Below are 24734 nucleotides of genomic sequence, written 5' to 3' on the forward strand. Positions count from 1 at the left end.
AAAAGCCGGCCCTTAACAGGCCGGCCTTTATATTATATTTTATATTCGCTATAGATCGTAGAACGTTCGTGATCGATTGATTCGAAGGTCTCTCAATATACCCGCCTTCGGACTGATCGTTATACTAAATTGCCTGTAAGTACCTATCGGAATCAGGTTAATCGACATCTGCCAACAGTGCAGGTCACGGGAGATATACATATTTGTATACCCCAGCTGGTTATTGATAAAGTCATAACCACTGTTGATACCCAATTTCCATTTTGGTGTCAGACTGAAATCCCCGCTAAATGTCAGATACTGGGTAAATGTCTTGACCACACCGCCCGAATCTGCTGAGATTGTATTGCTATAAGTTAAGCTATAACTCAAATCCAGCTTCCAGGGAATATCAAAGTCCACATATTCACCCGGATTCCTTTTCACCGCCTGCAATTGTCGCTGTTGCGCCTGGAATGCCGCATCTGTGCTTTCTGCATTCTCTATATTATCCAGCTGGTCCTGCTTGGCCTTGGCCTTTTTATCCGGCGAGGTCAGGGAAGTACTCAGGGCAATCGTGGCATTTGACAAACGGCCCGGGCTAAACTTGCCTGTGTTCCATACATACTTATCTATCTTTTTACCCCTGTTATATACATAAGGGTCTATATTACCACTGGCTGTGATGTTGATCTTATCAAAGAGGTTTGTACGGGCATAGAGACTGAAAGTAGACAATTTGAAGCTGTCCGCCAGGAAGTTATAGGAGCCATTGAAACCAAAACCATCCAGGATCTTGACCTTTTTCTCCTTATTCGCGGAGGTATCCTTTTTCGAGAACACCTTCATTTCCAGGTTGTTATCCAATCCAAAGGAAATGGACCCTGCCCTTCCCTCCGAAGGCACCCCGACCGAGGAACTGGTAAAGAAAGAGGCACGCTGGGAAGCACTGTCTCTATTATAAAAAAGATTGTAATAAGCATTACTGGCCAGATCAGGTTGTGCACTGATACTCAGCGTAGGACGCATTACGTGGCGGATCGCCTTTATCTTAGACCCTTTCGGGAACAAATACATACCATATACTGCTGTTGACAGGGAGATACTTGCACTTGCCTGGCGCGCGGCAAAGAAGCCCTGGGTATAAATGGTATCCAGACCTCCCAGTGAGTCTACACTAACACGCTTATTGGGATTCCACCTGCGTTCCGTCTTCTTGGTATACCAATATTCTGCATAACTGATACCCGGAGACAGGGTAAAGTTTTTAAACACAGGGATGGTAAAGGAGATCGGAATATTTTGTTTCATACCAGACTGCAAGGCATCCCACATTTTGGCTTTACCAAACACGGAATCCTTGAAACTCACACTGTTAGCCAAAGTTGCAGTATAGCCAATACCCAGTTTGTGATACCATTTCGACTTACCCACCAGTTCCTTTGGCTGGAACGGATACTGCGTATTCATGGAGAATGTTGCATTCGGGAAAGAGATCTGCACATCGCGGGTAGTCAGGTTCTGAGAGTGTGTCAGGCCGGATGTAAAGTTGAACGGCTTGCCCTGCCAGGTCTTCGAAAAGCTGATGGAGGAACTGGTGGTATTGTTTACGCGGGTCGCATAATCGTATACGTTGTAGGTATTATAACTGGCTGTACCGAAGGTCACGTTGGCACCAAAGTTAACACCGGGCCTGGCCTTGCTGTCCATACTGTGGTTCCAGGTCACCCTGAAGTCACGAGAGCGGCTAAACTCAGATTTTACAGAAGGGTCGCCGAAGCGGGTATTGGCAAAGCTCAGGGTCATACCACCATTGTAATGGTAGCGTTTCCTGTAGGTAGGACTGGCAGTGAGAGACCAGCTACCATAAGAGTAGATGTCTCCCCGCATGGTAAGATCAAAGTGCTCTCCCAGGCCTAAATAGTAACCCCCATTTTCCAGACCCATCCCTTTCTGGGCGTTCACCACATAGCCTGGAACCAGGATACCGGAGCGCTGCCCCTGGGTGATCGGGAAGATGGCAAAAGGAATGAATAATGGGGTGGGGATACCTTCGATCTCCAGGTTCGCAGGACCGGAAATAACCAGCTTGTCAGGAATTACCTTGATCTTGCGGGCTCTGAACTGGAAGTGTGGCGTATCCAGGTTACAGGTAGTATAACCGTTTTTGAAACCAAAGATACTGTTATCCGGCAGGCGTTTGGTCTGTTCGCTATGCACATAGCCTTCGCCGTACTGGGATTTGGTATTATAAATCTTTGCTTTTTTGGTTTCCATGGCAAAGCGCAGGGTATCGGAGTCGAACTCCTGTCCACCGTCTTTGAAGTGCGGGCGGCCAAAGGGCTTTCCGGCAGTATCCAGGGCGGTAGTGGCTTCCATGATACCTGTAGATTGCAGGTATGTCATACGTTCGGCCGTAATCTCCATGGTTTTATACCTGGTATTTGCAGTACCATACATATAAAACTTCTTATCAGGGATTACCAGGATGATAGAATCCTTTGCTTTGTAGGCGACAGGAGCATCCAGGCTATCCTTGGAGAGCTTGGGTCCATGCAGGCTATCCACCCCTGTGGAGTCGGTAGTCATGCCTAATGTATCTATCCGGGCCGGGGCCTCTGTATCATTTTTTGCAGGTTCCGGCGTTTTTAAAGCAGGAGTCGTTGTATCCGGTCCTTTCGGCACGGTATCTGCGAAAATATTATAGGACACAGCGAAGCTGGACCTCGGCGAGGCTAAACTGGTAAATATTACAGGAACGGCAATTAATATTCCTGCAAATACCAGGTATATCTGTCTCAAAAACTTTTTATAATTATTTTTGTAACTCGGGTGCATGTGTTAAGTGGGCACAAACCTACAAGTTTTTGTACAAATTATTGTCAATTGTAAAATGAAAAAGAGTGCTGCTTGATATTATTTAACACCTTATATTACGACGAAAGATGGATTTTAAACGATGAATTACTTAAGAAAAACCAAGAACTCCCTGTAAACAACTGACTGTGGGAGGAACCGGACAATACAAATTTTCAGTGTGGACCCCGGCCCCGTTGGAAAAATTTCGATTGTAATTCGCAATTATTTCTTTATTATGACTAACGCCCATTAAATTAAAATAAAAACTGAGTCATGCGCTGGAACCGATTTTGGATTTTTTTATGTTGTGCAACATTTTTTGGAAGTTTATTTCTTTACGCCAGGAACAAACCTGAACCAGCAGGCAAAAAACAAAATCCGCCCTTAAGAACTATCATTATCGATCCGGGGCATAGTGCGACTACGCCCGGAGCGAAAGGAAGTTTTTCCACGGAGGAGCAGGTAACGCTGGATGTAGCCCTTAAACTGGGCAAGCTGATCGAAGCCAATATGAAAGATGTACGTGTGGTGTATACAAGGAAGACACCCGCGGCACTGGCTGGCTCGCTGAAGGCAGACCTTAATGAGAGAGCCAATATTGCCAACAGGGAAAAGGGAGACCTTTTTATTTCTATTCACTGTAATTCTGCAGGACCTACTCATAAAGTAACAGGCTACAAAACGGTCATGGTGAAGAAAGGAAAGAAAAAAGTGGCCACAAAGAGACCTATTTATTCTACCTCTCCCAGCACTGCAGAAGGTACTGAGACCTATGTATGGGCTACCGGAAAGAACAATGCGAAGACAGAATCGCTGCGTGAAAGCTCCGTAATCATGCTGGATGCTGAATCTGAAGGCGCTGGTTCCGTACTGGATATGTCCGATCCTGAAACCTTCATTTTGCTGAACACCCTGCGAAATGCTTATTTTGACCAGAGTCTCCGCCTCTCTTCCCTGATCGAGGATCAGTTTACAGAGGTAGGCCGCATCAGCCGTGGTGCCCGTCAGCGTGATGAAAAAGGGATCTGGGTACTCCAGGCTACCGCTATGCCGAGTGTATTGGTGGAACTTGGTTTCATATCCAACCCACAGGAAGAGAAGTACCTGAACTCAGAAGATGGTCAGCAGGAAATGGCCCTTTGTATCTTTAAAGCGATCAAAAAGTACAAAGAGGAACTGAACCGCTATGATGGTGGCCGTTCAGGTGGCGAGCAGTCTACCCTGCAAAACAATGCTGCCACCACCAAAACCAAATCGGTGTACAAACAGTCTGTAGCAGGTAATACCTCGGTTCAACCAGGCAAACAATCTTTTGATGTACAGTTGCTGGTAACTGAAAAGACCTATGGTAGGGGTGCTACCATCTTTAATGGTATGCACGGTACCATCAGGAAGTATTCGTATGTAAAGGACAGTAAGAAATTAAATAAATACATCTGGGAGAATTTCCGGACTGAAGCTGAAGCCAAAGCTGCGTTGCAAAAAGCAAAGCAGCTTGGCTTTCGCCAGGCCTTCGTGATCAATAAAGATGCGTCTGTAGGTAGTTCAAAATCAACGCCTCCCGTACAGCTGGCTAAAACCAAGTCGGTTAGCAGCGGAACTGATTATAAATATAATATCCAGCTCCTGGTTACAGATAAGAAGTATGCCCGTTCGGCCCCCATCTTCAACAAACTGAATGGTTATATTAAGAAACAATCTGTGGCTATTAATAATAAGACGCTCAATAAATATGTATGGGGCACTTTCTCCAGCCTCAGTGAAGCAAGGTCTGCGCTCTCCAGGGCTAAAAAAGCCGGTTTCTGGAACGCCTTTATAATGGACCCCGAGCAAAACAGCCTCGCTCAGCGTTAACTCCCCCTCCCCTCTTTAGCGTTTTTAACCCCGCGTACCTTTCCCCGACTTTTTTCCCAAACTGATCATTTCCAATACTTCACATTATATTTACGTTTTTAAATATTAGTTAAAACAGGTGTGGTATTTGCAATTGAAAATCAGGAATTGATTGCCCGCATCCTTTTTTGATTATTTTTGCAAGAACGTATAACGTATTCACATGCTTAAAGTATCGAACGAAACTAAGGTTGGCATCCTGGCGGCAGTAGCCATCGCAATGCTGATTTTAGGTTTTAATTTGTTAAAAGGTAAAAGCCTTTTTTCGCATAGCAAGACTATTTATGCCGTATATACACAGGTAAATGGCCTCCAACCTTCCAGTGCCGTACAGGTAAACGGCCTCGTAGTAGGTAATGTGGCCAACCTGGACGTGATGGATAAAAACGCAGGTCGCATCCTGGTAACGCTGATTATCAAGAAGAGAATTGATATTCCGCGTAATTCTGTTGCCCGCATCACTGGTGACCTGTTGGGTACCAAGACTGTACAGATTGATTTCGGTAACGCGAACGATTACCTGAATGATGGCGATACTGTGTATGCTGCCGTAGATGGTTCCGTGACCGATGCCCTGAAAGAACAGCTTAACCCATTGGTACAGAAGCTGGAAGGAACGCTGGGATCCGTAGATTCCGTGCTGATGACTGTGAACTCCATCTTTGACACCACCACCAAAGGTAACCTCAGGGAAGCCATTGCTCACCTGAATGCCACTATGGGTAACTTTACCCGGACTTCCGCATCCCTGAACGGCATGCTGGATCCTAAACATGGTAATGTGTCTGCCACTTTCGATAACCTGCAGTCACTCACTGCCAACCTGAAAGCAAACAATGACAAGATCACCGCTATTCTGGCCAATGCAGAAAAAACAACTGCGGCCCTGTCTAACGGTCAACTGGATAAGACACTGCAGGAACTGCAGCAAATGGCGACACGCCTGAACGAAACAATTGCAAAACTGAATAGTACCGATGGTACTGCAGGTATGTTGCTGAACGATAAGAAGGTGTATGTGAACCTGCAGAATTCATTGAATAGCCTGAATAAATTGTTGGAAGACCTTCGCGTAAATCCAAAAAGGTATGTACACTTTTCTTTGTTCGGTAAGAAATCCAAACCTCAGCCCATACCATCAGATACTGCTACGGCACAATGATTTTAAACATGCAGCATTTAGCTAAAGTCGGGCTTATCCTTGCCGGGATCTGCCTTGGTAGTATATTCTCTGCCAAAGCACAGGATACCCTTCGGCAAAAGACTGATACCGGGAAAGTGATCCACATCATAGACGCTGAAACATTGAATGTAATCACGAAGAATGGGGTTTCGCTGAACCGATTTATAGATCATGTTATTTTCCGCCAGGGAAATACATTGTTCTTTTGTGATAGTACATTTATTGATAAGGCGACCAATGTACTGGATGCCTATGGTCATATTCATATTAACCAGGCAGACAGTATTCATATCTATGGAGATTACCTCCATTATGAAGGAGAGACCAGACTGGCTACGATGCGTGACAATGCCCGCCTTACGGATGGTAAGGTCACCATATCCGGACCGGAGCTGCAATATGACATGAATGCCCGTATTGGTACCTATACCAAAGGTGGTAAACTCGTAAACGGCTCCAGTGTGCTTACCAGCCAGGAAGCTTTTTACTATGCCGATACAAAAGACGTTTATTTCAAAAAGAATGTACTCCTCGTAGATCCGGAGTATACCCTGACTACCGATACGCTCTTATATAATACTATCTCCAAAGTGGCTACTATCGTAGCTCCTACTACGATCAATGATGGCAAGACCATTATGTACACCACATCGGGAGAATACAATACGGAAAGCGGCGAAGGTAACTTCGACAGCCGCCCTACTATTGAAGACAGTGCGACCACCGTCACTGCGGACAGGATCATTATGGACAAGAAAACCGGGATGGCTTATGCCTACGGAAACATGGTGTATAGAGATACCGCGCAGCATATGAGTCTCCTTTCCAACTACGGTACCGTGAACCAGGCAAAGAAAACCATCCTGGCTACACAACATCCTCTCATGATCCTGGAAGGAAAAACGGATACACTTTACCTTTCAGCAGATACTTTGTATTCCGCCATCCTGGGCAAGGATAGTATCAATGTACGGAAGCCGCTGAAGGACACAATTGCTATTGTTCATGAAAAGGTGGCGGAGAAAGGAATGCCTGATCTGGCTAAGGCAGATAGTATAGCCAGGGCATTGCCTGACAGCACAGCGAAAGCATTGTCAGATAGTATACAGTCGGTAGCGAAAGTGGATAGTGTAGCTGCTAAAGCAATAGCACAACAAGTGCCGCCGACACCAACTCAGGCGAATGGCAATCCTCCTTTCCTGGATTTAAAAAGCGATACTACCGGTAAGAAGTTCCAGGAACGCCTGCAAAAAGCCAATGGTCTGGCTGAACGTGAACGTGATAGTCTGATGAATGTATCAGATACTGCTACGCTGGCAGCAGTGAATCCTGCACTGTCAAAAGAAGTAAGGGATAGCCTGGTAAAGGCAGGTCCGGATGCATTGCAGAATAAACCGGATACCAGCAAGGTGAAAGATACTACAGAAATCAGGTACATCATGGCCTGGCACAATGTAAGGATCTACTCTGATTCTTTACAAGGTGTGGCAGACAGCGTATATTATTCTACAAAGGATTCGATCTTCCGCTTCTACCGCAACCCGGTATTGTGGGCCAACAGCACGCAGCTGAGCGGAGATACCATTCACCTATATACGAAAAATCAAACTGCTGATAAAATTTACCTGACACAGAATAGCCTGATTGTAAAAGAAGTGAGCGAAGACCTGTATGACCAGATCAAAGGAAACTTCATCACCGGTTACTTTAAAAATCAGAACCTCGACTGGATGCATGTAGATGGTAACGCAGAAAGTATTTATTATGTACAGGATGATGATGGCTCTATTATCAGTGTAAACAAAACGCTGAGTGGGGTGATCAATATGTACTTCCTGGAAGGACAGCTGCATCATGTGAACTTCATTAAGGATCCTGAAGGTACGATGTATCCATTCGGACAGCGACCTATCGACCAGATGAAATTGCCTAATTTCAAATGGGACATCAAGCGCAGACCGAAATCGAAATATGAGCTGATGGGTGGCGTGAAAGAAAAGGAACCCGAAACAGATACAACGGAAGTAAGCACTACTTTACCTTAATTTAAATCATGATCAAACGGCTCCCCGCTCAATTTACAACTTCTTAAATCGGGAATTGTATTGATCATGTGTACCATAACATCCCTGCTACCGGCTAATTCTTCTAACAGAGAGAGCTGGTTGCAGGGATGATCTTTTTCGGCGCAGGCTATCATTGATGGGTTGAGGGTCATTACAACAAGCAAATGGATGTCGTATTTCAATGCCCGCTGATATAGCATTCTCATTGGAATCATCATGCAAACCATTGGACATCTTTTTCTTTTCATTAATAGCAGTTAAGACACGTATTGTAGCATTGCCTGCTCAAAGTAACTGGTGGCTATTGTCAGGTGTCGGCTTACTGGCGGAGGCATTGGATCTACGATGTCTATTTTAATAGCGACTTTGGAATATACAGATCTTAAATGGCAGGTATACAGCAGGATAGCAGTAATGATAGCTTCACTGATCGCCGGCGGGGGAGGATATTTTTATTTACCTAAAAGATAGCTGTCTCTTCAGCGCAATATTCCGTATCTTGGCACCGTTATTGCGAAGCATTGCAAATAACAATGAAAAGGATCTTATTCATAGCCTTGCTCCTGGGGTTGTACTTTAGTAACACAATGGCCCAAACAAAAGGCAATCCGCAATTAGGTTTGCGTGCCGGTTTACCATTTGGAGCTACAGTACGATACTTTTTCGACGATGCCAACGCAATTGAAGGCATCGCAGGAGCTTATTCTAAAACTTATACTGTCACCGGATTATACGAACATCATTTTGACCTTTCGGCGTTGACCACGCAGGGATTTGCATGGTTTATCGGCGGTGGGGCACATATGGGTAGCCGGACGGTGTCAGGAAGTACGAAGTTCATAGGTGGAGTAGATGGCATTGCGGGTATAGATTATACATTTCCTGCTATTCCGCTAAACCTGAGTTTAGACTGGAAGCCTGCAGTTCATTTTAATACTGATGACGACCTGACTGATTTTGCCATATCCATCAGGTATACGTTCGGGAAATAGTTTATTGGAAACACCTTTATAAAATTATTGAAACAACCTTTTTTTCTTAAAACCAAAAACAGATATGAAACAACTTGTGTTATTATTCAGCCTGTGTACTGTAATGGCATTTCAGGCTAATGCACAACGTCGCGGTAGCGCTTCAGACTACGAAAACGCCGTAGGCGTAAGAGTGAACCCTTGGGTCGTAGGTGCAACATTCCAGCACTTCTTTACTGAAAATCATGCTTTTGAGGCACTGGCCTTTACCAATTACAACCGTCGTACAAATGTAAATTTCACGGCATTGTATGAGTACCATTTTGACCTGGGTGATACCCCATTGCGTATGTATGCAGGTGGTGGTGTACACTTAGGTATTTACGACCGCTGGGATTACGATCGTGACCGTTATTATAAGCATGGCGATGGTTCTTATGCATCTCCTGGTATCGATGGTATCATTGGTCTGGAATACAAATTCAAGAAAATTCCGCTGGTGATCAGTGGTGACCTGAAGCCATACGTTAACTTCGTAGGTGGTACTCACCACATTGGCGAAGAGATCGGTGGTGCTTCTGCCAGGTTCACCTTCTAAGAGGATAAACATTATTTAGAAAACGCTTCTGTCTCCACGACAGAAGCGTTTTCTTTTTATATTTAAAGTATGAAGATTTTCACGGCACAACAGATTCGCGAAGCAGATGCATATACTATTCAGCACTTGCCCATCAGCAGCCTGGACCTGATGGAAAGAGCCGCTGGTGCATGTACCAGCTGGATTTGCAAACACTTCATGCCGAATACCTCGGTATATATATACTGCGGTATGGGCAACAATGGCGGAGATGGGCTTGCCATTACACGCCTGCTCAGGAACAGGGGTTACAATGCGCATGCATATGTATTGCACCATAGTGAGAAAGCTTCTGCTGATCATGCGGCGAACAGGGAAGCTTTGCTGCAAAAATATCCGGAAGCACTGCATGATCTCCCCAATACGACATCTATACAGGAGCCACCTGCGAATGTGCTGATTGTAGATGCCATTCTGGGTACGGGACTCAGCAGGCCGGCAGATGGCTGGATTGCAGGCATTATCCATCAATTGCAGGCTTTGTATGCTGCCCATACTATCATTGCCATCGACCTGCCTTCTGGAATGCAGGCAGATAGCTCTTCCCTGAATACGCCAGTTGTGAAAGCGCATCATACACTGAGTTTTGAATTTTATAAGCTTGCCTTTTTATTTCCTGAAAATGCAGGTATCAGCGGCGAGGTACATATTTTGCCAATTGGGCTGCATCCTGATTATATTGAGCAGACTCCTACCCCATTTCACATTAGTGAGGAATCGCTGATTAGAACAATCTACAAACCCCGCTCCCCATTTGCACACAAAGGCACCTATGGCCATGCCCTGCTTGTAGCTGGTAGTGAAGGGAAAATGGGCGCAGCGATACTGAGCGCCAAATCCTGCCTGAGAGCGGGAGTCGGATTATTATCCTGTCATGTTCCAAAATGCGGGTATACGATTATCCAGATAGCTGTTCCTCCTGCTATGTGTATTGTAGATGAGCAATACGATCACAGTTCCGGCTTCCAGACGGATCCATCCAAATACAAGGTGATTGGGATCGGGCCCGGCATCGGTACAGCTGCAGGTACGGCCTGGGCACTTGAAAGACTCCTTGAACAATATCGTCAACCGATGGTACTGGATGCTGATGCCCTCAATATTATAGCTGCCACACCGGGTTTAATTGACAAGGTACCCAAGGGTAGTTTGCTCACCCCACATCCTAAAGAGTTTGAGCGCCTCTTTGGTAAGACAGCCAACAACAGGGAGCAATTACAGGTTTTATCTCACAACGCGGTTGAAAAAGGTCTCTGTATACTCTTAAAAGGGCGCTATACAGCGATGGCGTTTCCTGATGGCAGCATTTATTTTAATACAACCGGTAATCCGGGTATGGCAACAGGGGGTAGCGGAGATGTGTTGACGGGTATTCTGACCTCACTTTTATCACAGGGATACAATTCAAAAGATGCGATGTTAATGGGTGTGTATATTCATGGTCTGGCTGGTGACTATGCCGCTGAAACCCTTTCCCAGGAAGCATTGACACCAGAGGACATAATTGACTATCTCGGCAAATCCTTTCTGCGCCTGCGTGCATGAAGCACTACATCAACATACACCCCAAAAAACCTAGAATTAACGGCTTTTTCATATCAGTTACTTATCTATTTCCCATCAGACAATTCGTAATGGAATAAAGTTTATATTTATAGAATTGTAAAAAATCACGTATATGAATATCGTTTACCTCGTTCCATGTTTTGGCTTGCTTGCCCTGCTATTTACTGCTGTCCGCAGTGCCTGGGTATCCCGTCAGGATGCCGGCAATGAAAGGATGACAGAAATAGCCCGCTACATAGCAGAAGGGGCAATGGCTTTCCTGAAGGCTGAATACAAGATCCTTACCTATTTTGTAATTATTGCCGCTATCCTCCTGGGGATCATGGGGGCATCTCATGAAAACTCTGACTGGACTATTGCCCTTGCATTTATCATTGGCGCTGTATTCTCCGCTACAGCTGGTTTCATTGGAATGAGAATCGCAACGAAAGCAAATGTACGTACCGCTCAGGCTGCACGTACCAGCCTGTCACAAGCCCTCAAGGTTTCCTTTACCGGTGGATCAGTAATGGGTATGGGTGTTGCCGGTCTGGCTGTTTTAGGCCTCGGTTCCCTGTTCATTATCCTGAAATCATATTTTGGTGCGATACCTAACACCAATGAGATGATTAAAACCATCGAAGTATTGACCGGCTTCTCACTGGGTGCGGAGAGCATTGCGCTGTTTGCACGTGTGGGAGGTGGTATTTATACAAAAGCTGCGGATGTAGGCGCTGACCTGGTAGGTAAGGTGGAAGCCGGCATTCCGGAAGATGATCCGCGTAATCCTGCTACTATTGCGGATAACGTAGGTGACAACGTAGGTGACGTAGCCGGTATGGGTGCTGACCTCTTTGGATCTTATGTAGCGACTGTACTGGCAACAATGGTATTGGGCAGCGAAATTATTTCCAATGACAAATTTGGTGGTCTTGGACCGATCCTGCTGCCGATGATGATCGCAGGTTTTGGTATCGTATTTTCCATCATTGCAACCGTCTTTGTAAGGATCTCTGACAGCGCAGGTCTGAGCACCAGTACGGTACAGAAGGCGCTGAACATGGGTAACTGGGGGTCTATTGTACTCTCTGCTATCGCAAGTGCAGCGTTGGTTTACTGGATCCTGCCTGAGGGTTCAATCTACCTGAAACGTGATTATTTACCCGGAACAAATGAGTTACGTGAAGGTACCAAAGCGATTACACAGGGTGGTGTAGTAGGAGCGATTTTCGTGGGTCTGGCTGTGGGAACGCTGATGAGTATCATCACTGAATATTATACAGCGATGGGCAAGCGCCCGGTGCTTTCTATCATCCGTCAGTCTTCAACTGGTCATGCTACAAATGTGATTGGTGGTCTGGCTGTGGGTATGGAGTCTACCATGCTGCCTATTCTTGTACTGGCAGCAGGGATTTATGGATCTTATGCCTGTGCAGGGCTCTATGGCGTAGCGATTGCTGCTGCCGGTATGATGGCCACTACAGCGATGCAGCTGGCGATCGATGCTTTTGGCCCTATTGCTGATAACGCGGGTGGTATCGCTGAAATGAGTGAACTCCCTAAAGAAGTAAGAGAGAAGACCGATATCCTGGATGCGGTAGGAAATACGACAGCAGCTACCGGTAAAGGTTTCGCTATTGCCTCTGCCGCACTGACAGCGCTGGCATTGTTTGCAGCGTTTGTAGGTGTGGCCAGGATCAATGGTATTGATATTTATAAGGCGAATGTACTGGCTGGTCTGTTCATTGGTGCGATGATTCCGTTTATTTTCTCCTCCCTGGCTATCAGGGCTGTGGGTGAGGCGGCAATGAGCATGGTGGAAGAAGTAAGAAGACAGTTCAGAACAATTCCGGGGATTATGGAAGGTACCGGCAAACCTGAGTATGATAAGTGTGTGGCGATTTCAACACAGGCTTCTATCAAGAAGATGATGGTGCCTGGTGCAATTGCGCTGATCACTCCTATCGTGGTAGGGTTCGTATTTGGTCCGGAAGTATTGGGTGGATTCCTGGCAGGAGCTACAGTAAGTGGTGTACTGATGGGGATCTTCCAGAACAATGCCGGTGGGGCCTGGGATAATGCGAAGAAGAGTTTTGAAAAAGGGGTGGTTATCAATGGGGAGACTTTTTACAAGAAGTCAGAACCACACAAGGCATCTGTAACCGGTGATACTGTAGGTGATCCGTTTAAAGATACTTCAGGTCCTTCCATGAACATCCTGATCAAGCTGATGTCTATTGTGAGTCTGGTGATAGCGCCTACATTGGCAGAGCTACATCATACCGGGCAGCCGGAGACTGCGAAAAAGCAACAAGTGAAGGTTGAGCAGGTAATAGCTAAGAAGTAATTAATTTTTTTTGAAAGGCCCCGGCTACTTAGCCGGGGCTTTTTTATTTATAGGGCAGTCGAAGAAGCATCGAACAAGCGTCGAAGAAGCGTCGAACAAGCGTCGAAGAAGCGTCGAACAAGCGTCGAAGAAGCATCGAAGAAGCGTCGAACAAGCGTCGAACAAGCGTCGAAGAAAGATGAAGAAATTTATTTGCTAAAATGGAAAAACTCCCTACCTTTGTACTGTAATCATTTTACTTACAGTATGGTCAAAAGTAAGTTTGCAATATCGGTTCACATTCTCAGCCTGCTCAGTCTTTCTGAGTCAGAATGGTTGTCGAGCGATATTATTGCACGCTCACTTAACACGAACCCAGCGCTGGTGCGAAAGGAACTGGCTGCCCTGAAAGAGGCTGGCCTGGTAGAAGGCAAAGAGGGCAAAAATGGGGGTAGTCGTCTGACCAAGCCAGCAAACAATATCTATTTGTCCGATGTTTTCCAGATAGTAAAGGAAAACCACATCTTCGGCTTCTCCCCTAACCTGCCAAATCCTGTATGCCTGGTAGGCAGAAATATTAATGGGGCACTGGAAGGTCTGTTCGAGACCATTGACCAGGCTGTATATGAGAAGCTGAAAGATACCACACTGGCGGAATTCAGTGCCCGGTTAGTGTCTTGATTTTTTTTACCTAAAACTGTAACAATTTTAATAACAATAAATAAAAACTTAATACCATGAAGATTACTATTATAGGTGCGTCCGGCTTTATCGGCGGCGCTTTATTGGCAGAGGCACTGGAAAGAGGCCATGAAGTAACTGCTATTGTGCGTAATCCTGAGAAAATTACTGTTTCAAACCCTAAGCTGACTGTAAAGCAGGGAGATGTTGCGGATGCTGATAAACTCGCTGAACTGATCAAAGGTAGTGAAGCTGTGGTGAGTTCTTTCAATGCATTTGATACACCTACTTACATGAACATGATCCATGGTCTTGTAAATGGTGTCAGAAAAGCCGGTATCAAGCGTGTATTGGTAGTAAGTGGTGCCGGTAGCCTGGAAGTAGCTCCGGGTCTGCAATTGCTGGATACCCCTGAATTCCCTGCAGAGTGGAAGGGTATTGCGACTGCGGCAAGGGAAGGTTTTTATTGGCTGAGGGAGCAGAATGACCTGGATTGGACGGCAATGAGTCCAGCGGCATACATCTTCCCTGGCGAACGTACAGGTAAATTCCGCCTGGGTAAGGATACCCTGGTAACTGATGCAGAAGGTAACAGCAAGATTTCAAATAAGGACTATGCAGTGGCGTTGATTGATGAATTGGAGAAGAACCAGCATGTGAAGGCAAGGTTTACTGCTGCTTACTAAAAATATATAAGGGGGCTGATCAGAGCCCCCTTAATTTTACCGGGCTGACCCCGAATTTCTTTCTGAAAGCAGTACTGAAGTGCTGTACTGACGAAAATCCCAGTTGCTCCGCTATCTCTGTCACTGACTGCGCTGCCTGCTGTAGTAATCGCCGCGCATGCTCCATTTTATGATCATTCAGGTATCCAAACACGGTATTATCAAACACCTGTCTGAACCCATTTTTCAGTTTAAATTCATTCAATCCGGCTGCTCTTGATAATTCTGTCAGGGAGGGTGGTTCCTGCATTTGTTGCAAGAGCAGGTCTCTTGCGTAGAAAATCCTTTCCCTGTCGGTAGCAGACAAGCGATGTTTTTTATCCCGGGCTTCATCTGCCTGCTCCTGCTGTTCACATTGCAGGGCCAGTAATTCTATCACCTTGGATTGGAGATAGAGTTTTTTATGCCCGCCCTGGAACTGGCAATTCCTGATTTCATCCAGGATCATCAGCATACGGGTGGTGATGGGATGGTTACTCCTTTTATTCAGGATAATTGGCTTATTGCCGGCTACGTTGTTTGCCAGCGTATCCAGGATCCGGCCGTTGTTGTCCGCCAGTTGCAGGAAACGTTCTTTGCTGAAGTTCATTCCCACTACGGCCAGGCCTTCCTGTTTGACGATGTGGGCATTCTCCACCCCTACCGGATTAAAATACAGGTTATGCTCAAGGGATGCAAATAGCCGCTGCCGTTCAAGGCCTACGTTGGTATTAAAGTGACCCCGCACCATAAAAAAGAGAGAGACAGCCGGCACCGCTTCTGTGGCATTCACATGAAGGTTCTCGTACACAGAGGCATCGCCGGAGAAAATATGGTAACCGTCAAAAAAGGTTTCCCGGAATACCGCCTCTCCGAAATGGTATTTGATTTCCTGCGTCTCTTCTACCAGCCTGGTAGAGACGAGTTTTTCCTGCAGGTCATCCCCCATCTCCTCTTCGAGCAATAATTCATTGATATCATTCCTGATCTGGACACCCATAATAATCCGTTAAATATAAAATTTAATCCTTTTCGTGTAACAGTTAACCAGACGATGTGATTCACCTTTGCACAAAACTAAATATTATAATTACATGATTGGAATTTTCAAAACAAATATCAATACAGACCTGGATAAGTTGAAAGTCATTTCAGCTATCCATCAGGAGTTTCCAATCCAAGCCTGCACTGTAGATATTGAAGATTGCGATAAAGTATTAAGGGTTGTGGGCCAGGGTATTCCTGTGAATGAAGATGCAATTATTTTTCTTTTACAACGCATGGGTTATCAATGTGATATATTAGAATAGCGAATATTTTTTAAAATTTCTTTGCCAACCTATAGGGGTAACCCCAATATCCCACGTCATATACTCGTCATAGATACTAAGCGTGTTTAAATTACAACAAGCGCACTTACAACATTTGTAAAATTTATAACTATCAAATCCTTTTATGAAGACAAGGCTAGTAAAGCTACTGTCCATTGGCATCCTTTTGCTTTGGGCGCTACAAACGAATGCGCAGCAACGGTTTACATTAAGCGGATATGTAAAAGACCAGCAAAACGGTGAAAGCCTGATAGGCATCTCCGTTTCCAAAGCGGGAACAGGCCTTGGCACTGTCACCAATGAATATGGTTTTTATTCCCTCACCCTGCCAGCCGGCGAGCATGACATTCAGTTTTCCTATGTAGGGTATACACCCATTAAGATGCATATTTCCCTGAAAGGAAACCAGAATCTTGACATCAAACTGGATAAGTCAAGCAGTCAGCTGAACACAGTCACTGTAATCGGCGATAAAAAAGAGAAGGCGGTCAACACACTGAATACCAGCATCAACCGTCTGGACATAGCCCAGATTAAGAAGATGCCAACTTTTATGGGTGAAGTAGATGTACTGCGTTCTATTCAGACCCTGCCAGGCGTACAAACCGTAGGTGAAGGAGCCAGCGGCTTCAACGTACGTGGTGGTGCGGCAGATGAGAACCTGATCCTGCTGGATGAGGCGCCGGTATACAACTCTACCCATATGCTCGGATTCTTTTCTGTATTCAACCCTGATGCGGTTAAAAGCGTAAACCTCATTAAAGGTGGTTTTCCGGCTGAATACGGTGGTCGTACTTCTTCTGTACTCGATATACGCATGAAAGACGGAAATAACCAAAATATGGCTGTAAATGGCGGTATCAGCAATGTATTCAGTCGTCTCTCCATTGAGGCCCCAATCGTGAAAGATCAATCTTCCTTTATCGTGGCTGCCCGCCGTTCTTATATCGACATTCTCATGAAGCCTTTCCTGAGTGGGGATATGAAGGACACCAAACTGAATTTCTATGATATCACTGCCAAGGCAAACTTCAAACTGAACAAAACCAATACCCTCTTTGTAAGCGGCTACCTGGGAAGAGACGTTTTCGGTTTCGGAACAGATGTGAATATGAACTGGGGAAATAAAACTGCTACTGTAAGATGGAATCACGTGTTTAACAACAGGCTGTTCCTGAACCTGACTACTTTTTATAGTAACTATGACTACAGTCTTAAGTTTAACAACGGTTCTACCAAAAACGAGAGTGATAATTACCAGGCTTATAACTGGACTTCCAATATTATTAACTACGGGGTGAAACCAGGTTTTACTTACTATGTGAATACTAAGAACAGTGTGCACTTCGGGGTACAGGGTATCTACTATACATTCAAACCGGGTAAGGGTGTAAGTCAGGATGGTGAAAACACCAATATAAAGAACCTGACTTTACAACATGGTCTGGAAGCAGCCGCTTACATCGATCATGAGTGGAAGCCAAGTAAGAAATTTGGGGTACAATATGGTCTCCGCTTATCTCAATACGACTTCCTGGGTAACAGTACCGCGTATTTCTACAACGATACTACACCAGGTATCCGTAAAACACTGACAGGCAGCAAGACTTATGGCAGCAACGAGGTGATTAAGGCTTACCACTACCTGGAACCAAGAATTAATATTCGTTATGGTATCAATGATAACAATGCAGTGAAAGCATCTTACAGCCGGACTACGCAGTATATGCACCAATTGTCGAATACTGCCTCTCCTACTCCACTCGATATCTGGACACCAAGTACAAACAACGTGGAACCACAGGTTGCTGATCAGTACACATTGGGTTATGCATATGATGCAACAAATGGCAAGTATGAAATTTCTGCTGAAGTGTTCTACAAAAATATGGCACACCAGCTGGATTATATTGACAATGCCAATCTGCAGCTGAACCAGTACATTGAGGCCGACCTGCTACCCAGCAAGAGCCGTTCTTATGGTCTGGAAGTAATGGCGAAGAAAGAAATTGGTACGACTACAGGCTGGATCAGTTATACCCTGTCAAAATCTGAACGTAAGACTGATGGTATTAACCAGAATGAATGGTTCCTGAATCGCTACGACCGTACACATAATGTGAACGTGGTAGTGACACATGAAATCAACAAGCGTACTTCTTTCTCTGCTAACTGGGTGTATGCTACAGGTACGCCAACCACCTATGCAGACAGCCGCCTGGAATACCAGGGATGGGATATACCATACAACAGTACTGACAAACGAAATACTTACCGCATGCCAGCCTTCCACCGTCTGGATGTATCCCTGACACTGAAAGGTAAGCAACTGCGCCGCTGGAAAGGTGAATGGGTGTTCTCGCTGTACAATGTATATGCACGCCGCAATGCTTACAGCATCTACTTCCAGCAGAATGAAGACGACAAGAACAAGAGAGAAGCTATTCGCCTGTCTATCATTGGTTCTGTCATCCCAGGTATTACTTACAACTTTAAATTTTAACTGTCATGAAGAAGAAATTTTTCCGACTCTCAATATTAGCAGCTTTCATTACAGGGTTTAGTGCCTGTACAGATGTAATCGACCTGGATGTTCCGGAGGGTACCTCTTATCCCGTGCTGGATGCGTGGATTACTAATGAACCGGGTACACAGTACATTAGGTTTACCAAGTCTGTTTCTTATACATCAACGGGTGCTACGCCTATCATCAGTGATGCGACGATCACACTGTATGATGAAACTACCGGAGATGTCTATCCTTTTGTATTTGCAGATTCTGTGTATAAATGTGATCCTGCCAACGGCCAGATAGGTCAACTGAATCATACATACCGCCTGCGGGTGGAATACGCTTCAAATATTTATGAAGCGACTGATACCATTAAGCCGGTAGCAACGATTGACAAAATCGACTACAAGTACAAAGAAAAAGGTGATGATGGGGTAAGCAAGGAAGGTTACTATGTAAGATTTTATGCTACAGATATGGCAGGGCAGACGGATTACACCTGGATCAGGTCTTACAGAAACAATATGGAAAAAGCGAATATCCTGGAAGATAACTATGTGATAGATGGTGGATTTTCGGAAGGTTTGTCTGACGGGCAGGAGTTTCCGCAGTTCGTTGGTGAAAGTGTAAATGATGATGAGCATCCTTACCTGAAAGGGGATCTGGCGATTGTGAAACTGCGTTCACTGAGCTATCCCAGCTACTTCTGGGTAACATCTGTACAAACACAGATGCAATCAGGTGGATTATTCGCTACTGTACTGGCCAATGTAGGCACTAACCTCAAGAATGTCACTGACGGTGGCAGCAAAAGTAAGATTCTGGGATGGTTTGGAACCTCCGCTGTAAGCTCGGCTACGATTACCACGAATTAATTTCCAATTATTATAAAGGAGAGGGTCAGTAAGGCTAATTCAACACAACTTTACTGCCCGCTCTCCTCCTCTTCTCTCTCACTTTTCTTTAAACTAAATTTTATGAAAAAAGCGCTGTTGGCGCTGCTGGTACTGACATCAGTACAGCAGGCCTGGGCTCAGACTGCCCAGACGGAAACCTTATTCTCTAAAAAGTCTGTTTCTTCAAAAATTGGTGCGTATGGCGTGCCTGCGGCCAATTTAACATCGATTGGTAATAATTTCGCTGTTATGACCGGAGGTTATGGCGGTGTACTGTTAAACAGGAAGTGGATGTTTGGTGCAGGGGCGTATTCGCTGGCGAACAATATTACTTCTACGTATGCACCCAGTGCTACCACGGGCTATAAACAATATCTGAATTTCTGGTATACCGGCCTGGCTGTAGAATATACCCACAATACTGATAAGCTCATTCACTGGACAGCAGGTACACTGGTAGGAGGCGGCGCTGTATCCAGGAGGAATAAAGCGAATTTTGACTGGGATGATGATGACAAACATTATCATTCTTATGACAGGAGCGGATTGTTTGTGGCAGAACCATTTGCCAATATAGAGTTAAATGTAACCAGCTACCTGAGGCTGGACCTGGGAGCGACTTACCGCTTAGTACTGGGCTCTAATACACCAAATATTTCAAACGGAGATCTGAGCATGGCTTCATTCCATTTTGGGATCAAAGCCGGTAAATTCTAAAAGATACTTGTGCCAGGCATTGCTATCTGTTCTGTCTTGCTGTAATGGGTGGCCGAAGGATGGCATGCCTGTTTTAGAGTGTTTACCCATTTTTTCAATAAGCCACGGGTATGGCCCCTTTCTTCCGGAAGGGGCCTCTTTATTCAATGATATCTCATTGGTTATGAAAATGTTATTACGTCCTTCCAGGTTTTTCTTTTTACTTTTCCCAAAATAAACTTTGCAATTACGAAAAGTGTCGTACATTTACTTACGAAGATATTCGTAGATCAATAATCATTGTAAATAAATGAGCACAGCAAAAAATAACAAACCGACGGAAAGTGAACTGGAGATTCTTGGAATCCTGTGGGAGAAAGGTGCCGCTACGGTAAGGGATGTGCACGATGAGCTGTCAAAAAGCAAGGATGCCGGGTATACTACTACCCTGAAGCTGATGCAGATTATGCATGAAAAAGGCTATTTAAACAGGGATGCCAGCAGCAAGACGCATGTATATACTGCTGCGATTTCACAGGAAAATACCCAGCAACAATTGCTGAATAAAATGATTGATACCGTATTTAATGGTTCTGCTTCCCAGTTAGTCATGCAGGCCCTTGGTCATCATACATCTTCGAAAGAAGAACTGGATAAGATCAGACAGTACCTGAATGATATAGAAGACCAGCAAAAAAGGTAAACACAATTTTTATGACAGCACAATTTGTTCTCCCGACTATTCTGATCCAGGCATTCGGATGGGCGCTTTTACATTCCCTGTGGCAGGGCTTCCTGATCTTTGCCTGCCTGCGGATAGTACTCTATGTGTGGGCGCATATGAGTGCCAGGATCAAGTATAACCTGTCGTACCTGTCGCTGACAGGCATCTTTGCCTGGTTCTGTATTACACTCTGGCAACAGGTGAGTGCTGCATTACGTGTGCGCCAGGCTACCTGGGTTATGATTGAAACGGGCGTGCGACAAAAGCACCTGGATATGCCTGAGATCTATCATAGCCAGGCTACGCTCAGGCACTTCATTCCCCAGTTGGAAATGTGGTTCCCTGGACTGGTCGCGCTGTATGTAACGGGAGTTGCTGTCATGAGTATTAAATTAATTATGGATCTGGTGCAACTGAAACAGATCCGACAAAAACAGGTGCTGCCTATAGATGCAGTATGGGAGAAGCACCTGGGGCGGCTGACTGCCCAGTTACGGATTCCCCGTAAGGTGCAGTTGCTGATCTCCACACACATTCAGGTGCCTGTAATGATAGGCTTCCTGAAACCCCTGATCCTGCTGCCTGTAGCAATGTTCAATAACCTGACTGCAGAACAGCTGGAAGCCATTCTCCTGCATGAGTTGGCACACATCAAACGCAATGATTATCTACTCAATATCTTCCAATCAATTGTTGAAACAATTCTATTTTTTAATCCTTTCATCTGGTGGATTACTAAAAACATCCGGCTGGAAAGGGAACACTGTTGCGACGACCTTGTTATTGCAAGTCAGGTGCAACCCCTGCAATATGCCAAAGCGCTTGTAGCATTAGAAGAATACCGGTTAACAGTTAATGCACTTGCCATGGCAGCGGCAGATAATAAACAACATCTATTTCACCGCATTAAACGCATCATGGAAATGAAAACTAAAAACATTAATTATACTCAAAAACTGTTGGCCGTACTGATTATCGCCGTTAGCCTTGTTGCCATCGCATGGTTGAATCCTATACAGGCCAGGGCAAAGAAGACCAGCAGGAAAACACCGGCACCTGTACTGACAAAGATCTCCCACACGCTGCTGGGTGATACTACAAAGCCTAAAACCAATGCTCGTACTGAAGAAGAAAATGCTGAAGATTTGGACCAGGAAGCTATTACTGCCGAAGCAAAAGCAGCTGCAGCAGAGGCAATGGCAAACATTGACTGGGAGGATGTAAATAATGAGGTGTCTACTGCCATGAAAGAAGTGAACTGGGAAGATATCAACAGGGAGGTTGAAAATGCCATGAAAAACGTAGACTGGAAGCAAATCAATAAGGATATTGAAACTGCTATGAAAAACGTTGACTGGAACCAGATGAACAAAGATGTTGATAATGCGATGAAGAATATCAATTGGAAACAGATTAATAAAGATATCCGTACAAATGTAAACTCTGATGTCAATGTAAATATCGATACCAATGGGATCCAGGAAAGTATCCGTATCGGCATGGATGCAGCCCGCTCAGCCATGAAAGATGTCGCGATTCCTGCTGCGCAGATGGGTATGGAAGCTGCCAGAAATGCGATGAATAGCCAGGAAGTAAAAGAAGCCATCCGAAAAGGTATGGAGGAAGGCCGGATTCAAACGCAAAAAGCTATGCAGGAAGCCCGCCAGGAAATGGCGATGGCAATGGCTAATGCAAAGGTGGAAATGAAAAAGCAAAAGGAAGCCATGCAGCAACAAAGAATGGCCATGGCAAAGCAACGCGAAGATATGGCGCATGCCAAAGCTGATGGCAAGTACAGGGAAATGCTTGATAAAATGGCCGCTGATAAGCTCATCGATGCACAAAAGGGGTATAAAATCGAGAAAAAAGACGGTGATCTTTATATCAATGATGTAAAGCAATCTGCTGATGTAGCTGACAAGTATAAAACCTACCTCAAAGCCGCTAAGAAACTGTCAATTCTTGGTAAGGAAGATAACCTGACTATCAGTGTAGAAGAATAAGATCATATTGGGCTTTCCGCCAAAGTCCGTCATTTATACAGCGCTACTGCCGTTCCTACGGCAGTGGCGTTTTTATTTCATAGTTCCCCCTTATCTTTATGTACTAAACCAACCACAGGATGAAGAAGATCTCTCAGGTTATACTGACGATGTTATTGGCTACGGGAGCTGTAGCACAGGAAAACATTAAACCGATACAGGAATTTACTGTACTGAAAAATAATGCCGCCACGCCGGTAAAGGACCAGGGTCAAACCGGTACCTGCTGGTGCTTTTCTTCTACAGCGGTAGTAGAATCTGAGTGCCTGAGAAAAGGTCTGCCTTCGCTGGATCTTTCCGAGATGTACATTGTGCGTAATATTTACCTGGAAAAGGCTAAGAATTATATTCACAGGCAGGGCTTTACCCGCTTTGATGAAGGTGGTCTGGCGCATGATTTCATTCACGCTGCTGCGATTTATGGCCTGGTGCCTGAGAACGTCTATAGCGGTCTGAAAGATGGCGTTACCAAGCATGATCATAGTGCAATGGTGGAAGAAATGAAGACCTACCTGGATAGTTTGCTGAAGGTAAAGAGACCACTGCCTGATAACTGGACTGCCCATGTAAGCAGTATCCTGGACAAGCACCTGGGTGCGCCTCCGACATCATTCAGCTACAATGGCAAGAATTATACTCCGGTAACTTTTGCTAAAGAAGTGGTGAAGTTTTCACCTGATGATTATGTAAACCTGACTTCTTTTACGGATCATCCTTACTATGCACCTTTTATTGTGCAGGTACCTGATAACTATTCTAATGGCGCGTATTATAACCTGCCACTCGATGAACTGGTGAGTGTAGCAAAAGCTACTGTGAATAAAGGATATACCGTACTGTGGGATACAGATATGAGTAACAGGGGATGGATGGTGAACAGGGGTTATGGCTTGTATCCTACTGAGGATTCACTGTTGAAAAAGGTTCCGTTCAATCCTGATCTAAGTGAGAAGGTGGCAACTGCGGAAGACAGACAACGCTTGTATGAGGAGCTGGTGACAGAAGATGATCACCTGATGCAGATTACAGGACTGGGTAAGACGGCTGGGGGTAAGGAGTTTTTCATTGTGAAGAATTCATGGGGACCAAAGGCCGGACCTTTTGAGGGATATATGCATGTGTCCATTCCTTATTTTGCGATGAATACAATTACGATGGTAGTACCGAAGGCGGTGCTGGATAAGGCGCTGATGAGTAAACTGGCTGTAAAGTAATTAATATATTATCATAATGAAAGCCGCTCCTGTCCTAAGACCGGAGCGGCTTTTTTATTGCTGGCATTGGTTGCAAAAGGCAATATGTTTATCGGTATAGTGATTGAAAAGTTATTGATGCGAGACTTCGAAGGATTTGAAGTCCTGTACTACTCCCGGTTCGATTGTAATGCCAGTTACCTTGGCAAGCGGTGGTCCCTGGCGGCACCAGGCGATGAAAGCTTCCATTGGCGCTTCCTCCCCTTCTGCTGCAATCCAGACACTACCATCCGGCAGATTTTTGACCTGTCCTTTGATATCAAGCCCATCCGCGGTCCGTTTGGTATTAGTTCTGAAGAAGACACCCTGCACTTTGCCTTTTACAATAATGACTTTGTGTATCTTTTGCATTGTTATGCTGTTACGGTTGTAAAATATGTGTTGTGAACATATTAAATCTACGAACAGTCGGGGGGAATTTAAAATTAATCTGCCG

21 protein-coding genes are annotated in these 24734 nt (G+C 45.0%); 17 read left to right on the top strand and 4 right to left on the bottom strand.

Annotation, left to right across the window (positions count from 1 at the left end):
- Positions 1–48: 48 nt before the first annotated feature.
- Positions 49–2781 carry a putative LPS assembly protein LptD gene (locus DXN04_RS23655; protein WP_147320042.1) on the bottom strand — a complete coding sequence of 911 codons (2733 nt, stop codon included), beginning with the start codon at positions 2779–2781 and terminating at the stop codon, positions 49–51.
- 330 nt (positions 2782–3111) lie between these two features.
- Here DXN04_RS23655 and DXN04_RS23660 point away from each other — a divergent pair, with 330 nt between their 5' ends.
- The 3 genes from DXN04_RS23660 (at position 3112) to DXN04_RS23670 (ending at position 7959) form a co-directional block, all read left to right on the top strand.
- Positions 3112–4692: an N-acetylmuramoyl-L-alanine amidase family protein gene (locus DXN04_RS23660; RefSeq protein ID WP_116855867.1), complete on the top strand. Its 1581-nt coding sequence runs from the start codon at positions 3112–3114 to the stop codon at positions 4690–4692.
- A 202-nt stretch (positions 4693–4894) separates the two neighbouring features.
- On the top strand, positions 4895–5893 hold the full coding sequence (locus DXN04_RS23665) for an MlaD family protein (protein WP_116855868.1): 999 nt from the start codon (positions 4895–4897) through the stop codon (positions 5891–5893).
- Positions 5894–5901: 8 nt separating this feature from the next.
- Positions 5902–7959 (top strand): OstA-like protein, encoded by a 2058-nt coding sequence (locus DXN04_RS23670; protein WP_158569123.1) that lies wholly within the window; start codon positions 5902–5904, stop codon positions 7957–7959.
- Here DXN04_RS23670 and DXN04_RS23675 read toward each other — a convergent pair.
- Complete coding sequence (locus tag DXN04_RS23675; RefSeq protein ID WP_147320043.1) at positions 7956–8228, bottom strand: hypothetical protein; 273 nt, start codon at positions 8226–8228, stop codon at positions 7956–7958. The two genes, DXN04_RS23670 and DXN04_RS23675, sit on opposite strands and share 4 nt — an antisense overlap.
- A 49-nt stretch (positions 8229–8277) precedes the next feature.
- On the opposite strand from DXN04_RS23675, the gene DXN04_RS35875 reads away from it, so the two are divergent.
- The 7 genes from DXN04_RS35875 (at position 8278) to DXN04_RS23710 (ending at position 14826) form a co-directional block, all read left to right on the top strand.
- Entirely contained in the window at positions 8278–8451 is a 174-nt protein-coding gene (locus tag DXN04_RS35875) for a Na+/H+ antiporter NhaA (protein ID WP_116855871.1), read from the top strand.
- 62 nt (positions 8452–8513) lie between these two features.
- Positions 8514–8972 (top strand): hypothetical protein, encoded by a 459-nt coding sequence (locus DXN04_RS23685; RefSeq protein ID WP_116855872.1) that lies wholly within the window; start codon positions 8514–8516, stop codon positions 8970–8972.
- A gap of 64 nt (positions 8973–9036) precedes the next feature.
- Entirely contained in the window at positions 9037–9549 is a 513-nt protein-coding gene (locus tag DXN04_RS23690; RefSeq protein WP_116855873.1) for a hypothetical protein, read from the top strand.
- Between the two features lie 69 nt (positions 9550–9618).
- Positions 9619–11133, top strand: a complete 1515-nt coding sequence (locus tag DXN04_RS23695) for an NAD(P)H-hydrate dehydratase (RefSeq protein WP_116855874.1) — start codon at positions 9619–9621, stop codon at positions 11131–11133.
- A gap of 133 nt (positions 11134–11266) precedes the next feature.
- Positions 11267–13480: a sodium-translocating pyrophosphatase gene (locus DXN04_RS23700; protein WP_116855875.1), complete on the top strand. Its 2214-nt coding sequence runs from the start codon at positions 11267–11269 to the stop codon at positions 13478–13480.
- Between the two features lie 246 nt (positions 13481–13726).
- The gene (locus DXN04_RS23705; protein WP_116855876.1) at positions 13727–14140 is read left to right on the top strand and encodes an RrF2 family transcriptional regulator; all 414 of its coding nucleotides are present in this window, start codon (positions 13727–13729) and stop codon (positions 14138–14140) included.
- Between the two features lie 56 nt (positions 14141–14196).
- Positions 14197–14826 (top strand): NAD(P)-dependent oxidoreductase, encoded by a 630-nt coding sequence (locus DXN04_RS23710; protein ID WP_116855877.1) that lies wholly within the window; start codon positions 14197–14199, stop codon positions 14824–14826.
- Between the two features lie 19 nt (positions 14827–14845).
- On the opposite strand, the gene DXN04_RS23715 is transcribed toward DXN04_RS23710, so the two are convergent.
- Positions 14846–15844 (bottom strand): helix-turn-helix transcriptional regulator, encoded by a 999-nt coding sequence (locus tag DXN04_RS23715; protein ID WP_116855878.1) that lies wholly within the window; start codon positions 15842–15844, stop codon positions 14846–14848.
- Between the two features lie 94 nt (positions 15845–15938).
- On the opposite strand from DXN04_RS23715, the gene DXN04_RS23720 reads away from it, so the two are divergent.
- From DXN04_RS23720 to DXN04_RS23750, 7 genes are all read left to right on the top strand, one after another.
- Positions 15939–16154, top strand: coding sequence for a hypothetical protein (locus tag DXN04_RS23720; protein ID WP_116855879.1), 216 nt, complete (start codon positions 15939–15941; stop codon positions 16152–16154).
- 145 nt (positions 16155–16299) lie between these two features.
- On the top strand, positions 16300–18678 hold the full coding sequence (locus DXN04_RS23725) for a TonB-dependent receptor (protein ID WP_116855880.1): 2379 nt from the start codon (positions 16300–16302) through the stop codon (positions 18676–18678).
- Positions 18679–18683: 5 nt separating this feature from the next.
- Positions 18684–19562, top strand: coding sequence for a DUF4249 domain-containing protein (locus tag DXN04_RS23730; protein ID WP_116855881.1), 879 nt, complete (start codon positions 18684–18686; stop codon positions 19560–19562).
- Between the two features lie 102 nt (positions 19563–19664).
- Positions 19665–20300, top strand: a complete 636-nt coding sequence (locus DXN04_RS23735) for a hypothetical protein (RefSeq protein WP_116855882.1) — start codon at positions 19665–19667, stop codon at positions 20298–20300.
- Positions 20301–20589: 289 nt separating this feature from the next.
- Positions 20590–20982, top strand: coding sequence for a BlaI/MecI/CopY family transcriptional regulator (locus DXN04_RS23740; protein ID WP_116855883.1), 393 nt, complete (start codon positions 20590–20592; stop codon positions 20980–20982).
- An 11-nt stretch (positions 20983–20993) separates the two neighbouring features.
- Positions 20994–23006 (top strand): M56 family metallopeptidase, encoded by a 2013-nt coding sequence (locus DXN04_RS23745; RefSeq protein WP_116855884.1) that lies wholly within the window; start codon positions 20994–20996, stop codon positions 23004–23006.
- Positions 23007–23125: 119 nt separating this feature from the next.
- On the top strand, positions 23126–24259 hold the full coding sequence (locus DXN04_RS23750) for a C1 family peptidase (RefSeq protein WP_116855885.1): 1134 nt from the start codon (positions 23126–23128) through the stop codon (positions 24257–24259).
- 111 nt (positions 24260–24370) lie between these two features.
- Here DXN04_RS23750 and DXN04_RS23755 read toward each other — a convergent pair whose 3' ends face one another.
- Positions 24371–24649 carry an acylphosphatase gene (locus DXN04_RS23755; RefSeq protein ID WP_116855886.1) on the bottom strand — a complete coding sequence of 93 codons (279 nt, stop codon included), beginning with the start codon at positions 24647–24649 and terminating at the stop codon, positions 24371–24373.
- Between the last annotated feature and the right edge of the window lie 85 nt (positions 24650–24734).

The organism is Chitinophaga silvisoli, assembly GCF_003412465.1.
Classification (GTDB): Bacteria; Bacteroidota; Bacteroidia; order Chitinophagales; family Chitinophagaceae; genus Chitinophaga; species Chitinophaga silvisoli.

Bases quoted from the DNA above. Each gene is read 5' to 3' on its own strand.
- DXN04_RS23735 (WP_116855882.1), top strand. From the start codon at position 19,665: ATGAAAAAAGCGCTGTTGGCGCTGCTGGTACTGACATCAGTACAGCAG.
- DXN04_RS23690 (WP_116855873.1), top strand. From the start codon at position 9,037: ATGAAACAACTTGTGTTATTATTCAGCCTGTGTACTGTAATGGCATTT.
- DXN04_RS23675 (WP_147320043.1), bottom strand. From the start codon at position 8,228: ATGAAAAGAAAAAGATGTCCAATGGTTTGCATGATGATTCCAATGAGA.
- DXN04_RS23685 (WP_116855872.1), top strand. From the start codon at position 8,514: ATGAAAAGGATCTTATTCATAGCCTTGCTCCTGGGGTTGTACTTTAGT.
- DXN04_RS23710 (WP_116855877.1), top strand. From the start codon at position 14,197: ATGAAGATTACTATTATAGGTGCGTCCGGCTTTATCGGCGGCGCTTTA.
- DXN04_RS23670 (WP_158569123.1), top strand. From the start codon at position 5,902: ATGCAGCATTTAGCTAAAGTCGGGCTTATCCTTGCCGGGATCTGCCTT.
- DXN04_RS23660 (WP_116855867.1), top strand. From the start codon at position 3,112: ATGCGCTGGAACCGATTTTGGATTTTTTTATGTTGTGCAACATTTTTT.
- DXN04_RS23730 (WP_116855881.1), top strand. From the start codon at position 18,684: ATGAAGAAGAAATTTTTCCGACTCTCAATATTAGCAGCTTTCATTACA.
- DXN04_RS23695 (WP_116855874.1), top strand. From the start codon at position 9,619: ATGAAGATTTTCACGGCACAACAGATTCGCGAAGCAGATGCATATACT.
- DXN04_RS23750 (WP_116855885.1), top strand. From the start codon at position 23,126: ATGAAGAAGATCTCTCAGGTTATACTGACGATGTTATTGGCTACGGGA.
- DXN04_RS23740 (WP_116855883.1), top strand. From the start codon at position 20,590: ATGAGCACAGCAAAAAATAACAAACCGACGGAAAGTGAACTGGAGATT.
- DXN04_RS23700 (WP_116855875.1), top strand. From the start codon at position 11,267: ATGAATATCGTTTACCTCGTTCCATGTTTTGGCTTGCTTGCCCTGCTA.
- DXN04_RS23705 (WP_116855876.1), top strand. From the start codon at position 13,727: ATGGTCAAAAGTAAGTTTGCAATATCGGTTCACATTCTCAGCCTGCTC.
- DXN04_RS23745 (WP_116855884.1), top strand. From the start codon at position 20,994: ATGACAGCACAATTTGTTCTCCCGACTATTCTGATCCAGGCATTCGGA.
- DXN04_RS23755 (WP_116855886.1), bottom strand. From the start codon at position 24,649: ATGCAAAAGATACACAAAGTCATTATTGTAAAAGGCAAAGTGCAGGGT.
- DXN04_RS23715 (WP_116855878.1), bottom strand. From the start codon at position 15,844: ATGGGTGTCCAGATCAGGAATGATATCAATGAATTATTGCTCGAAGAG.
- DXN04_RS23720 (WP_116855879.1), top strand. From the start codon at position 15,939: ATGATTGGAATTTTCAAAACAAATATCAATACAGACCTGGATAAGTTG.
- DXN04_RS23665 (WP_116855868.1), top strand. From the start codon at position 4,895: ATGCTTAAAGTATCGAACGAAACTAAGGTTGGCATCCTGGCGGCAGTA.
- DXN04_RS23725 (WP_116855880.1), top strand. From the start codon at position 16,300: ATGAAGACAAGGCTAGTAAAGCTACTGTCCATTGGCATCCTTTTGCTT.